The organism is Niabella insulisoli (genome assembly GCF_039652435.2).
GTDB lineage: Bacteria > Bacteroidota > Bacteroidia > Chitinophagales > Chitinophagaceae > Niabella > Niabella insulamsoli.
Genome location: NZ_CP190246.1, coordinates 2,950,383 through 2,964,039 on the forward strand (window position 1 = coordinate 2,950,383; position 13,657 = coordinate 2,964,039).

The 13,657-nt window shown below is 43.1% G+C and carries 14 protein-coding genes and 5 tRNA genes; 4 read left to right on the forward strand and 15 right to left on the reverse strand.

Going from position 1 to position 13,657, the window contains the following annotated elements:
• Positions 1–41 precede the first annotated feature (41 nt).
• The 3 genes from ABDK00_RS12260 (at position 42) to ABDK00_RS12270 (ending at position 3,264) form a co-directional block, all read left to right on the forward strand.
• Positions 42–1,352, forward strand: coding sequence for a cytochrome ubiquinol oxidase subunit I (locus ABDK00_RS12260; RefSeq protein WP_346237107.1), 1,311 nt, complete (start codon positions 42–44; stop codon positions 1,350–1,352).
• Between the two features lie 78 nt (positions 1,353–1,430).
• Positions 1,431–2,438, forward strand: coding sequence for a cytochrome d ubiquinol oxidase subunit II (locus tag ABDK00_RS12265; RefSeq protein WP_346237106.1), 1,008 nt, complete (start codon positions 1,431–1,433; stop codon positions 2,436–2,438).
• 112 nt (positions 2,439–2,550) lie between these two features.
• Complete coding sequence (locus ABDK00_RS12270) at positions 2,551–3,264, forward strand: hypothetical protein (RefSeq protein ID WP_346237105.1); 714 nt, start codon at positions 2,551–2,553, stop codon at positions 3,262–3,264.
• 51 nt (positions 3,265–3,315) lie between these two features.
• Here the strand turns inward: ABDK00_RS12270 and ABDK00_RS12275 are convergent, their stop codons facing one another.
• From ABDK00_RS12275 to ABDK00_RS12345, 15 genes are all read right to left on the reverse strand, one after another.
• Complete coding sequence (locus ABDK00_RS12275) at positions 3,316–3,882, reverse strand: DUF6799 domain-containing protein (protein ID WP_346237104.1); 567 nt, start codon at positions 3,880–3,882, stop codon at positions 3,316–3,318.
• Between the two features lie 95 nt (positions 3,883–3,977).
• Entirely contained in the window at positions 3,978–4,505 is a 528-nt protein-coding gene (locus ABDK00_RS12280) for a glycine zipper family protein (RefSeq protein WP_346237103.1), read from the reverse strand.
• Between the two features lie 192 nt (positions 4,506–4,697).
• On the reverse strand, positions 4,698–5,291 hold the full coding sequence (nusG, locus tag ABDK00_RS12285) for a transcription termination/antitermination protein NusG (protein WP_346237102.1): 594 nt from the start codon (positions 5,289–5,291) through the stop codon (positions 4,698–4,700).
• A 3-nt stretch (positions 5,292–5,294) separates the two neighbouring features.
• The gene (secE, locus tag ABDK00_RS12290) at positions 5,295–5,492 is read right to left on the reverse strand and encodes a preprotein translocase subunit SecE (RefSeq protein ID WP_346237101.1); all 198 of its coding nucleotides are present in this window, start codon (positions 5,490–5,492) and stop codon (positions 5,295–5,297) included.
• Positions 5,493–5,580: 88 nt separating this feature from the next.
• Positions 5,581–5,651 (reverse strand) — tRNA-Trp (locus ABDK00_RS12295).
• Positions 5,652–5,816: 165 nt separating this feature from the next.
• A complete protein-coding gene (gene tuf / locus ABDK00_RS12300; protein WP_346237100.1) occupies positions 5,817–7,004 on the reverse strand; it encodes an elongation factor Tu in 1,188 nt (395 codons plus the stop codon).
• 143 nt (positions 7,005–7,147) lie between these two features.
• Positions 7,148–7,219, reverse strand: a tRNA-Thr gene (locus tag ABDK00_RS12305).
• Between the two features lie 92 nt (positions 7,220–7,311).
• Positions 7,312–7,384: transfer RNA gene (locus ABDK00_RS12310), tRNA-Gly, on the reverse strand.
• A 68-nt stretch (positions 7,385–7,452) separates the two neighbouring features.
• Positions 7,453–7,535: transfer RNA gene (locus ABDK00_RS12315), tRNA-Tyr, on the reverse strand.
• Positions 7,536–7,631: 96 nt separating this feature from the next.
• Positions 7,632–7,704, reverse strand: a tRNA-Thr gene (locus tag ABDK00_RS12320).
• A gap of 295 nt (positions 7,705–7,999) precedes the next feature.
• Positions 8,000–8,299 carry an HPF/RaiA family ribosome-associated protein gene (locus ABDK00_RS12325; RefSeq protein WP_346237099.1) on the reverse strand — a complete coding sequence of 100 codons (300 nt, stop codon included), beginning with the start codon at positions 8,297–8,299 and terminating at the stop codon, positions 8,000–8,002.
• 119 nt (positions 8,300–8,418) lie between these two features.
• Positions 8,419–9,321, reverse strand: coding sequence for a tyrosine-type recombinase/integrase (locus tag ABDK00_RS12330; protein ID WP_346237098.1), 903 nt, complete (start codon positions 9,319–9,321; stop codon positions 8,419–8,421).
• Between the two features lie 53 nt (positions 9,322–9,374).
• Positions 9,375–9,572, reverse strand: a complete 198-nt coding sequence (gene rpsU, locus ABDK00_RS12335) for a 30S ribosomal protein S21 (RefSeq protein ID WP_346237097.1) — start codon at positions 9,570–9,572, stop codon at positions 9,375–9,377.
• 243 nt (positions 9,573–9,815) lie between these two features.
• Positions 9,816–10,814, reverse strand: coding sequence for a hypothetical protein (locus ABDK00_RS12340; protein WP_346237096.1), 999 nt, complete (start codon positions 10,812–10,814; stop codon positions 9,816–9,818).
• 30 nt (positions 10,815–10,844) lie between these two features.
• Positions 10,845–12,380, reverse strand: coding sequence for a hypothetical protein (locus tag ABDK00_RS12345; RefSeq protein ID WP_346237095.1), 1,536 nt, complete (start codon positions 12,378–12,380; stop codon positions 10,845–10,847).
• Positions 12,381–13,006: 626 nt separating this feature from the next.
• On the opposite strand from ABDK00_RS12345, the gene ABDK00_RS12350 reads away from it, so the two are divergent.
• Entirely contained in the window at positions 13,007–13,597 is a 591-nt protein-coding gene (locus ABDK00_RS12350) for a riboflavin synthase (protein WP_346237094.1), read from the forward strand.
• Positions 13,598–13,657 lie beyond the last annotated feature (60 nt).

Below are 13,657 nucleotides of genomic sequence, written 5' to 3' on the forward strand. Positions count from 1 at the left end.
GCCACCGATTTCATCACCTCACCTCTAAATCCATACAGCTTATGGATGATTTTATTGCAGCACGGGCGCAAATGGCGCTGTCGCTTGGCTTTCATATCATTTTCGCATGTATTGGAATGATGATGCCTTTTTTCATGGCGGTGGCTCATTATAAGTGGCTAAAAACAGGAGACATTACGTATAAAAACGTGACCAAAGCCTGGAGCCGGGGTGTAGCCATTTTCTTCGCTACCGGCGCCGTGTCAGGAACGGTTTTATCCTTTGAGCTCGGCCTGCTTTGGCCCGAATTCATGAAACACGCCGGCCCGATTTTCGGGATGCCTTTTTCGTTAGAGGGAACCGCCTTTTTTATTGAAGCAATTGCGCTGGGGTTTTATCTGTATGGATGGAACCGCTTTAACAAATGGTTTCACTGGATAACCGGCGTGGTAGTAGGCGTCAGCGGCCTGGCTTCAGGAATTCTCGTCGTGGCAGCCAATGCGTGGATGAACAGTCCGGCAGGGTTTGATTTTGTAAACGGACAGTATCTCAACATAAATCCCATAACCGCGATGTTCAACGACGCATGGCTCTCTCAGGCCATCCACATGATCCTTGCAACAACGGTAGCTACCGGCTTCGCGGTAGCCGGCGTTCATGCGCTGATGATACTCAAAGGAAAAAATATCATTTTCCACACAAAAGCATTTCAAATAGCCGCCCTGTTCGCCGTCATAGGCGCTATTCTTCAACCATTCAGCGGAGATTTCTCTGCGAAGGATATCGCTAAAAGACAGCCGGCAAAACTTGCGGCAATGGAAGCCCATTTTAAAACAGAAGAAAGAGCAGCGCTGATTATCGGCGGCATTCCGGATGAAGAAAAAGAAACTGTTCGCTACGCGGTTAAAATACCGGGCGCATTAAGTTTTTTAGCTCATGGAGATTTTAATAAAGAGGTTACGGGGCTCGATGCCATTGCCAAAAAAGACCGGCCGCCGGTAGCGATCGTTCATTACGCTTTCCAGGTAATGGTGATGTTGGGCGTGCTCATGTTACTAATCGCGTTGTTATATCTTTTTATATTATGGCGGAAAAAAAGCTGGCTCGATAAGCGATGGCTGCTGAAGCTATTTGTTGCAGCGATCCCGGCGGGGTTCATTGCCGTAGAAGCCGGTTGGACGGTAACGGAAGTGGGCCGCCAGCCCTGGATTATTCACGGCATTATGCGCACAGCCGATGCCGTCACGCCAATGCCGGGTATTGTTTACTCCTTTTATATTTTTACGGGCGTGTATGTTTCTTTGAGCGTTATTGTGATCCTGCTTTTGTATCGCCAGGTGAAGATGGTGGGCAAACTCTATGATAAAAGTTGAGAGAGAGAAGGAGACTATGATCTTAAAAACCATCATTACCCGGGCAAATATTCCCTAAAAACAGCTTAAAGCGCTTCTATGATCTATATTGTAATGGCTTATCTGTGGGCTTCCGTGCTTCTTTACATTTTAATGGGGGGAGCAGATTTTGGAGCTGGCATCCTGGAATTTTTTTCCACCAGAAAAAGCCAGGAACGCACGCGCACGGTGATGTACCGTGCTATCGGACCGATTTGGGAAGCCAATCACATGTGGCTGATCATTGCAATCGTGATTCTTTTTGTGGGCTTTCCTGTCATCTACACGACCATGTCTGTATATCTTCATATCCCGCTTACCATCATGCTGTTGGGTATTATCGCAAGGGGCACTGCTTTTACTTTCAGGAATTATGATGCCGTGAAAGATCAGTTGCAGGTGGTGTATTCTAAAACGTTTATGTATTCGAGCGTTATCACGCCATTATTTTTGGGTATCATCGCCGGCAGTGCGGTTTCGGGCAGTATAAACCCCAAAGCAACTCATTTTGCAGACGCTTATATATTTAGCTGGCTCACTCCTTTTTCATTAGCGGTTGGCATTTTTACTGTAACTATTTGTGGATTTCTGGCAGCCATTTTCATTATCGGCGAAACCAAATCTGAAACGGATAAAACACGTTTTGTAAAAAAATCAAAACACATGAGTATTGCCGCGCTACTGGCGGCGGCGCTTGTTTTCGCCATAGCTTTTCTGGAAGATATTCCGCTGACGCATTGGTTGTTTGGTAACGCCGTCAGCGTTGCCTGTGTGGCACTCGCGGTGGCTTCGCTTATTTGGATGTGGGTGTCTTTATTCACCAAGCAGACCAAATTACTGCGGGTGATAGCAGGTGCGCAAGTGACGCTTTTGCTTGTGGCTATTACCTACGAACACTATCCGGTGCTCATTAATTTAAAAGATAGTGAGGGGTTGAGTTTGCTTGACAACTATGGCAGTCCCAAAACCATTCAATCGCTGGCGGTTGCGCTAATCGCCGGCAGCATTTTTATCCTGCCTTCTTTGTTTTATCTTTTATATAGTTTTTCAAATAAACGCGAGGCTTAGTATCTTTAGATACCCGTTGCAACAAACCATTCTTTCACCGGCGCACCCACCGGATGGTGGAGCGCTATTTTATAAAAAGATTCAAATGCTGACCATGTCAATAAAAAAGCCGATGAAAATCAAACACTATTCTCTTTTACCGCTCCTGTTGATGGCGCTTGGGAGCGATGCGCAGGGCTTGGTGAAAGGCCGGGTAAACGACTTTACCCATGACACGCTTTCGTTTCTTTCCGGCGCGACAATTACCAACAAAAATGATCATTCATCTGTACTGTCCGATCAATATGGATACTATACGATACGGGCAAAAGAAAATGATCAGCTAATTTTTTCTCATACAGGATTTATCAGCGACACGGTAACGGTGCAAAGCCAGTTTTTTGTATCAGGATACGATGCAGCGCTTATTGAAGAAGCAGCTTTTCTTGCAGGCGTTACCGTCATATCAGCTTATCGCAGAGATTCCATCAGGCGCAGGCAGGCTTATGCATTTGCCTATGAAAAACAACCGGGCATTACCGGAGGGAATACTCCGACCGCTGGTGTGGGGATTGTCTTAAGCCCATTCAGCTTTTTTTCAAAAGAAAAAAAAGAAACCCGCCGCCTGAAAAAACAACTTGAAAAGCAGGAAGAGGAAGCGTTTATTGATTATGTGTTTTCGCCCGCCTGGGTAAGTTCTTTAACCAGATTGAAGGGGCCAGCCCTACAGCAATTCATGATCCGCTACAGGCCGACCTACGAATTTTGCAGGAAACATCACGACAGGGCTGAAATGATTACTTATATCAGCGACAGTTATAAAGAATTTCAAAAAACGCAGCCATAAAAAAAGGTGGGCTAAACGCCGCACCTTATCAAAACATAATCGAAAGATTCATTAGTTCTCGATATCTTCTTTTACCTCTCTGGCCTTATCGCCCACTTTTTGAGCGCCTTTTTTCACTGCCTGACCAACATCCTGAGCTGCATCTTTAGTGGCATCTGCTGCTTTCTCCACTCCTCTTTTTGTCGCATCATAACCTTTCTCTACAGCATCACCGGTAGCGTCCGCTGCATTGCCAACGCCCCTTTTTGTCGCATCCCATGCGTTTTCGATAGCGGCGCCGGCACGATCAAAGAAAATACCGGTTCTGGTTACCCGCTCTCCTTCTTCAAGCACTACTTTGTTACCGTTTTTATCGATCACTTCGCCATTTGGCTTGATGATAACACCGTTATCGAGCACAATATCCTTATCCACGGCTACCCATTCAGCATTAGTGTACACCACTAATTGCCCGTCACGTTTAATCACATCACCTTCAGTAAAATCGGGCGTAGTGGACGCTACCGGAATCGTGTCTGTGTCTAATGCTAATGTGTCTTCAGCGTCTGTCCCGTTAGAGGCGTTATTACAGGCGACAGCAATGGTCGCAATTGAAGCAATAATAAAAATTCTTTTCATGTTGTTTGAGTTTGAATGACCCTGCTTTAAAAACAGCGATCATGTAGTTATAATTTTTCGTTTAAAAATGTTATATCGGGGAAAGATGAAAATTTTTAGTAACCGTTTCTTTGCCTTTCTTTCTTATCAACGATGGCTCCCACCCCGGCACCCGTTGCGGCACCGATCACACCACCTACGACACCACCGCCTACACGATTTTTCTTATTAGCCACAGCGCCAATAACCGCACCCGATGCTGCACCAACAATGGCGCCTTTAGCGGTATGGCTCATGCCTTTTCTTTGAGGGGCTGGAGCAGGCGCAGATGTGCCACTACCAGATGATGCTGTGCCACCGCCGTTACTACTGTAAGTTGTATTGCTTCTCGAACTGCTTGAAGACCTCGTTCCTGATGAACGACGTGCGGGGGCAGCTGCTGCCTGCTGCTTCTCTTCCAATTCCTCTTCGGCTTCTATTTGCTCTCTTATTTCGCTTTCCATTTTCCATTTTTGGTATTCCGCCAATCCTAATGTATCCTGCATTTGCACGGCACCTGTATCATCCTTTTTGCGGTTGGTACATGCTAAAAGGAATAAAGTGAATAATACCGCTATAATGGGCAAAAATTTAAACTGTTTCATAAAATCATTTTTAGTTGATAATCTTTTTCTTCTGCATATAGACAAAAAACTGTGCCAATTGAGTTGCTCTTTCCGTCATAAAAAAAACTTAATTGAATACATCCTTTTGCGGCAAGCAACATTAAAGCGTTACAAACAAGCATAAAAAAAGCCACCTCTAATGAGATGGCTATCAATAACTTAATATGAGATTTAAATGATCTTTTCAACCTGCATATAGTTCAATTCTACCGGCGTTGATCTTCCAAATATTTTTACGATTACTTTCAATTTTTTCTTTTCATCATTCACTTCTTCAATCACTCCATTGAAATCGTTAAACGGACCTTCTACAATTTTAATGGTTTCGCCAACAATATAAGGCTCAACCATGCTTACGCCGCCCGCTTCGTTCATTTCATCCATGCGGCCCAGCATCTTATTGACCTCGGCCTTACGAAGCGAAATGGGGTTATCTTTTCCAAGAAAGTGAATAACGCTGTTGGTAGCCACTACTAAATCTCTAAGATCATCGCTCATTTTGCCATCCAGCACTTCGATCATCACGTAGCCGGGATAATAATTTCGCTCGCGCATCACTTTTTTTCCGTTCTGCACTTTGTACACCTTCTCCACCGGTAAAAAAACCTGCTTTACCACTTTTTCAAAAGGGCTGCGCGAAATTTCTTTATCTAAATATTCCTTTACCTTACGCTCCTTGCCACTTACCACCCGCAGCACATACCATTTGGTATCTTGTTGCGGAGCTTCAGCCGGCTTATTTTCAACATTATTTTCTTCTACCATTTCTTAACTATATAATATTTTGTATAAGAAATTAAGACCACCGCCCGCCAAAAAGTCCATCAACCATACGATAAGTGTGATAATGATAGTAGCCACCAATACAATCATGGTAGATTGCTGCAACTGCTCCCAATCGGGCCAGGTTACTTTCTCGGCCAGCTCTTTGTAGCTATTCTTTAAATAATTGCCAAACTTATTCATCTTTTAATAGTTTATGGTTCATGGTTCATAGATCATAGTTAAAAAAAATTCTATGAACTATTAACTAATAAACAATGAACTTAACATGCACGGGCACAAGGACTCGAACCCTGATCAACGGTTTTGGAGACCGCTATTCTACCATTGAACTATGCCCGTATAAGCGGCTTACTTATTTCATTCTGTGATGAAGCAAATGTATGCCGCTAAGAATTTAAAAGAACTATTTTTAAAAACAAAGTACCCAAGCTTACTGCCTAAGGTACTTTGTAAAAGTATTCGAAGCTTTTCCAAAGCCTCCCGTCATGGGGAGCTTAAGAAGGCTTATTTTATGATTTCAGTAACCTGACCGGCACCTACAGTACGGCCGCCTTCACGAATCGCAAATTTCAAACCTTTTTCCATCGCGATTGGAGTGATCAACTTAACAGTCAGGGTAGTGTTATCACCAGGCATGATCATTTCAGTACCTTCTGGTAAAGAACACTCTCCGGTTACGTCAGTTGTACGGAAGTAGAACTGAGGACGGTATTTTTGGAAGAATGGAGTGTGACGTCCACCTTCATCTTTGCTCAATACATAAACCTCAGCTTTGAACTCAGTGTGAGGAGTGATAGAACCTGGCTTACAAATTACCATACCACGGCGAATTTGAGTTTTCTCAATACCGCGCAATAATAAACCTGCGTTATCACCAGCTTCACCTTCGTCTAAGATTTTACGGAACATTTCAACACCAGTAACGGTAGAAGTTAATGGTTTTTCCATCAAACCTACGATCTCAACAGGATCACCTGTTTTAATTTTACCTCTCTCAATACGACCAGTAGCTACAGTACCGCGGCCTGTGATAGAGAATACATCCTCTACAGACATCAGCATAGGCATGTCAACCGGACGGGGAGGAAGAGGAATCCAGTTATCCACCGAATCCATCAATTCTGTGATCGCAGTTACCCACTGCTCGTCGCCAGCTAAAGCGCCAGTTGCAGAACCTTTGATGATCGGAGTGTTGTCACCATCAAATCCACGCTTGCTCAACTCTTCACGCACTTCCATTTCTACAAGATCCAAAAGTTCAGGATCGTCAACCAGGTCAACTTTGTTTAAGAATACTACCATTTTAGGTACACCAACCTGTGCAGCTAAAAGAATGTGCTCCTTAGTTTGAGGCATCGGACCATCTGTAGCCGCAACTACAAGGATAGCGCCGTCCATCTGAGCAGCACCAGTAATCATATTTTTCACGTAGTCAGCGTGACCAGGACAGTCAACGTGCGCATAGTGGCGCGTATCAGTCTGATATTCTACGTGAGCAGTATTAATTGTGATACCCCTTTCTTTTTCTTCAGGTGCACCATCAATATCATCATATTTTTTTGCTGTCGCAAGACCTTTCTTAGAAAGGATTTCAGTGATTGCGGCAGTCAACGTAGTCTTACCATGGTCAACGTGGCCAATGGTACCAATGTTTACGTGGGGTTTCTCCCTCTTAAAGGTCTCTTTTGACATTGTTATCTGTTTTTAAAGTTGTTTTTTTATAATGCTGTGCCCGGCAAATGTACTACTATCAGCGGTATTGCGTCGCACTCTTGTACGTTCTGTAATCTTACTCATCAATTCCAAACCCAACCAGCTCATCCGAAAATTGAAAGAGCCGTTGATGAGAATTGAACTCACGACCTCTTCCTTACCAAGGAAGTGCTCTACCACTGAGCTACAACGGCTTGATAAGTTCGAAGTTTCAGGTTAAAAGTTCAGGGTTTCGATAATCTAACCAAATTGTAAACTTTTGAACTTTAAACGTCAAACTCTTCTGAGCGGGAGACCGGGCTCGAACCGGCCACCTGAAGCTTGGAAGGCTACCGCTCTACCAAATGAGCTACTCCCGCTAATCAAAATTTCAAATTAAAAATCTCAAATTTGAAATTCAAAGAACTTATGCCTCCGGCATATAAAGTGGGCAGGGAAGGATTCGAACCTCCGTACTCGTGAGAGAACAGATTTACAGTCTGTCGCCTTTAACCACTCGGCCACCTACCCGATTTCGTCGGACGTAAACCGTCTGACGAAATCATAGTCCTGCAAAATATTGCAAGGCTATAGTTACGCTGCCCGGCGGAATGCGCCAGACAAAAGAGCCGAAGAAGGGAGTCGAACCCGCGACCTGCTGATTACAAATCAGCTGCTCTACCAACTGAGCTACTTCGGCGTATATTTTAAAGATCTTAATTTTTGCTATTTCAATGTATTTCAATCACACAGCGAAATGCCTCAAAAATTTGGAAGGCAAAAGTAGGGGGAATTTTTCAAATGTCAAAATACACTAAAGAATATTTTTATAAAAAAAACATCGCCAAGTTTTTCAGGCGCCAACCAATGAAAATCTATGTCCAAAAGAGCCGCCTTTGAAACCCAAAATCACCTTCTGGCGGTCGGCCTGTTTTAGGCAGCCTATATTTACATCCAAAAAAAAGCCCCGCATATTGCGGAGCTTGTAATATTTTTTAGGCAATCATTTTTTCCTTGCGTCTCTTTACCTGGTTGACGAGGGAATCGAAGGCACTGTCAAAGGACTCTTCAAAAGATTTGCTGGTAGTTTTTACAAAAAAGCTGTGGCGAGGGACGTGGACTTTAATCTCAACGATCTTGTCCTTAATATGGTGCACAACATTGTCCAGTTTTAGAAATACATCAGACTCGATAATGCGGTCATGAAAGGTATTCAACTTCTCCATTTTACGACTAACTAAGTCTATCAACTTTTGATCCGCATCAAAATTAACTGTTTGAATGTTCACATTCATAGTTCATATATTTAAAGAGTGAATAATCGAAAATTTCAAAGAGCTGTGTTTACTCATTCTAAAGTTAGCATAAACCCTTTCGATTCTCAAAAAAATTATTGCTAAAATTTTGTATAAATTCAGGCCCTGGGATGGGCTTTTTTATACACTTCCTTCAGCTTTTCTATCGTATTGTGCGTATACACCTGCGTAGCGGCTAAACTGTTATGGCCCAACAGCTCTTTTACAGCATTAAGCTCGGCGCCCTGGTTTACCAAATGCGTAGCAAAAGTATGCCGCAAAACGTGCGGGCTTTTTTTGTCCAGGGTAGGAATATGCGACAGGGCGTCTTTCACAAGTAGATAAGCATATTTGGGGTATAAACTTTTCCCTTTTTCGGTCACCAGCAGGGTATCGGCAGGCGCTTCAAATTCGCGACGTTTGTGTTGTATGTATTCCTGAATTGCGGCGATCATTTCCGCCGATAGCGGCACGCTTCTCTCTTTATTACCCTTACCCAAAACTTTCAGTTGCCCGCGGTGCGCGTCCACCTGCTTTTCTTTCAGTTGAATCAGTTCGCTGAGCCTCAAACCGGTGGCGTAAAACATGCTCACAATCATCCTGGTATTAAGTGATTTCCAGTCTTCGGTGGAAGCTTCGAGCGCGTTTTGCAGCAACGCGATATTTTCCTCTTTAATAAAAACGGGCAAGCGCTTGCTGGCTTTTGGGGCCACAATCTTAGCCATTGGGTTGGCTGTGATATGTCCCATTTTTAATTGAAATTTAAAAAAAGATTTTAGGGAAGATATTTTGCGATTGATGCTCCTTGAGCTTAATTGATGCGCTTTGAGATCGGCCAGCCAGCTTCTTACCTGGTTATAAGTGATTTGCTCAAGATTGGCTTCTTCAAAAACGCGCAGCAGGAAAATACGAAAATCGTTCAGGTCGCCTTCATAGGCAAGCACCGTATGCTGCGAAAATCTTTTCTCAAATTTAAGATAATCGACAAAGGCCTGGATATATTGCTGCAAACTTGCGTACATAAAAAAAGTCCTACATTTCTGTAGGACTGCAATTTATTCAAAATCTTTTGTAATTATATTTCGATTTTACCGCTGGCGATCTGCTGCTTGTAGATGGCTTTCAAAACCTCTCCACGACGCTTCACCGAAGGCTTTGTAAAAGCCTGACGCTCACGCAACTCAAGAAGCACTTTAGACTTCTCAAATTTCTTTTTGTACTTTTTCAGAGCCTTGTCGATGTTTTCGCAGTCTTTAGAATCAATAATTAACATAGTTATATACCTCCTTTGGTAATTTTTAAGAGGTGCAAAGATAGAGGAATGTTTTGAGAGAAAAAATATTTTTTTATTTTCCTTCTCAGCCGAGTCTCACCAGCGGTTTTGTGAGTCGGCCATGGACTCGTCCTTCAGCATGGACTCGAACACACGCCGAGTCCCTTTCAGGAGACGCGGCTGAAAAGGAAAAATCGAAAAGTAACACAATTATCTTGTACATTTTTCTTATTCCAACGTGTTTCATTCCACAAGTTCAATAGCGCAACTCTCCACAGGCACACTTGTTTCCGAATAAATTACTTCTTCCTCCGTTCCCAGATTTCCATTGTCACAAAACTTTTTGGTAACTACATATCGCCATTGGTGCAGCCCGTCAATCAACACTTTTTTGTGTTCGCAGGAAACGACGATCCATTTGCCGGGTGGCAGCGGATATGTTTTAACATGGTTGATTATTTTATCAGCATATATAGCATATTCGGCTGGATTTGTGAAGTTCCTTACCGTACTTAGCTGGTATTGTTGGGTTATTGTTTTGGGGATTGGGCTCTGCCATGTTACAACAAAATACGTAACACTTAAATTATCGGGGGGTGAATAAAAAAAGGCTGTGGAACCCTCTTTTTCAGAATCACCTACTGCTGCTTTGCCGTGTATTGTGATGGGCTTTACCTGTAAAGCATTCCAAAGCGTTGAAAATGGCTGACCAATGTAATTACTTGCGTTAGTATTTAACGTTTGTTGCTGCGCTGCTATTGTTGCATTATACTCAACAGGGGTAAACTCATTTATGGCAGGTTCCCAATCGGGTTCGGCATAATAATCCTTTGTAACCACATCTTTTACAATTAAGGGCTTATAAGTGTCTACAATGCTTTGAAGAGGCCCGAATTGGCCTTGGGACGGGTAAAATATCGGGAACAGCACATTATAGGGAGGCACATTTTCAAAATCCACTATCAGGTAGTGAGCTTTTTCAAACTCGCGTTCATAGTTAAATTCAAAGAAAACTCTTTTGCCAAAAATATCCTTTTGAGGAAGCCCATTTCCAGCCGTAACGGGGTTAAGCTTAAGACTATCATACAATACAGAAAAGGGCTTGCCTATATACAGATTGGATTTCGCCTCTATCTCGTTCATCAGGTAGCGTGCTGTATCCTGATAGGTAAAAAAAACCGTTTGGGCATATATTTGTGCAGCCAAAATTATAAATGCTATTACAGTCAATACTTTTTTCATAATCTTTATTCTTAATTGGGTTAAACACTATTAGCACCCGTCATCTACCGTTACAGATAAATAGGGCGAATTACTGCCGGGCACAATCGTATTGATATCCTTCCTCTCAATATTCAAACTCTTAACCTGAAAACTATTATTAGTGGTATTATATTTTTGCAAACTCACGCCCATTTTCGCTTCGTCCATTAAGTATAATTGGGTAGGAAATGTCACGTCTGCACCATCATAGTTGGCAGAATTTAAATCCTTCGAAAAACTGTAAAAATTTTTATTCATTTTCGACTTCACTTTCCAGCCTGTTGGGTCATTTTTATCGTAATCATTTTCTTTTCCTTCATAAAATTTACGATACTTTGCAACATCAGTAATGCTTAACAAGTGAACATCGTCGCCATGGGTTACAATACTACCGGCAAAATCAGTCTTATTTATATAATTGTTTAACCCATATATATCCGTAGAAGAATGTATAGCAGAGCTACCGGGCGGATGTGTATGCACCAATGCAACAATATTTAACGAAGCATCAAAACTAAACTCAAGCGAATTGCTGCTGTTAGAAGTTGCTATTTCTGTGAAACCGTAAGAACCATCTGCGTTTTTATAAATACCAAAGCCATATTCATTAGATGAATTTTTATGATCCTGAATTAATTTATTTAATTGAGCCCTAACATCTGACTGTGCCAAAGCTTTTTTCAACGAATCAGCCGCTTTTTTCGCCTCGTCACAAGGATCAGGCTTGGGATCAGGTTGCTGTGGTTGAGTAGGCTGCGGTGCAGGAGGATAGCCACCACCGCCACCACCCTCGCCAGTTCCATCATCATAAGTTTCGCAGGTGGTTATATAATAATCGTGCCGGCAAAGCCTCACATACACGTGGTCGCCAACCGAGTAGTTGCAATTACCACTATAAGTAGTTACCCATTTTGAATCGCAAATTGTGGTTAGCTTTCTTGCCACTGTAGCCAAGCCTGGCTTCAATACAGTTTCGTCGTTTTTCACCTGCTCAATTTTTTGTTGTGCATATTGCGCAGGAGTAATGTTTTGTACAAACGCAGCTTGAGCATTTGTGTAATCTTCCTTACTAAACCAAATGTTTGCGCGTTTGCCGTCGAGCATTTCGTATTGCTGCACTATCCCTCCACCATCGTCGAAGTCTGCTAATCTCAGATCCGGCGTTTCTATTCTAATAGCTCCTTCAAATTCGTTTCCTTTACTACGTACTACCAGGTTAAATCTTGCACCAAAGTTCCCGCTTGTTTGTGTAGCGTCAAATTGAAATGGTACATCAATATAATCCCTACCCTGCCAGTTATATTGCTGTGCCTGCCGCCAGTTTAATGTTGCGGTCAACCATTTACCTTCTGTCGTTTGCACACTAATGGTTTCATTTTTATAGGCTAATCCATTTTTTTGCAGCCAGGCTCTGGCCTGTGCTTCATTGATTGGATGCGACTTAATAAGAACTTCCTGTCTCCTGCAGGCATAAAATATCGACGCCGCAAAAATGATTGTACAGGCAGTAAAAATTGTTATTCTCAGGCTAACTTTGTTTCTCATACAGGTGTTATAGGTTACTGCATAAAGATAAATCCCCAAAATTGCATTGGCAAATTTTTTTATGCAATTACCCTTGAAATTAGCGCTATGCTCCTTCTCAGATGAGTCTCACCTGGGATCTTGTGAGTCGGCCGTGGACTCGCCGTTCAGCATGGGCTTGAACATACGCCGAGTCCCTTTCAGGAGACGCGGCTGAAAAGGAAACCGGAAATCACCACCAATCCCCTTCTCAGCCGAGTCTCACAAGTAGTCTTGTGAGTTGGCCATGGACTCGTCGTTTTCTTCTTAGACGAGTCTCACCAGCGGTTTTGCGAGTCGGCTGTGGACTCGTCCTTCAGCGTGGACTCAAACATACGCCGAGTCCCTTTCAGGAGACGCGGCTGAAGGAAACCGGAAATCACCACCAATCCCCTTCTCAGCCGAGTCTCACAAGTAGTCTTGTGAGTTGGCCATGGACTCGTCGTTTTCTTCTTAGCCGAGTCCCACAAGCGATTTTGCGAGTCGGCCGTGGACTCGTCGTTCAGCATGGGCTTGAAACTACGCCGAGTCCCTTTCAGGAGACGCGGCTGAAAAGGAAAAACTGGAATCAGAAATTTATCTTTGCCTGATAAAATGTTTTGCACACCATGTTTACAGGTATTATAGAAACCACAGGCGTTGTTAAAAAGGTCGCCGCATCGGGCAGCAATAAAACCTTTTGGATCGAAAGCGCCATCAGCGCGGAGCTGAAAGTGGATCAAAGCGTCAGCCACAACGGCGTTTGCCTTACCGTGGAAACCCTCTCGGAAAATATACACAGCGTGACCGCCATCGAAGAAACCCTGAAAAAAACCAACCTGGGCGCGTTGGCCGAGGGTAGCCTGGTAAACATAGAACGCTGCCTCATCATGAACGGCCGCCTCGACGGGCACCTCGTTCAGGGCCATGTAGATGATACCGCCCGATGCCTTTCCGTAGCTGAAAAAAAGGGAAGCTGGGAGTACGAATTTGAAATCGACGAAAAATTTGCACCACTGATTATTGAAAAAGGCTCTGCCTGCATCAATGGCATTAGCCTGACCTTGTTTGATCTTTCGAAAACGAGATTTAAAGTGGCAATTATTCCCTACACATATAATCATACTAATATCCGTTTTATCAACGCCTCAGACCTTGTAAATATTGAATTTGATGTAGTGGGCAAGTATATCCTGCGTAAAAAAGAACTGGAATGTTAAACAATGGTTGCTGCATCAATCGTAAATATTTCTTACCTAATTTTGCGCAATCCTATTCCT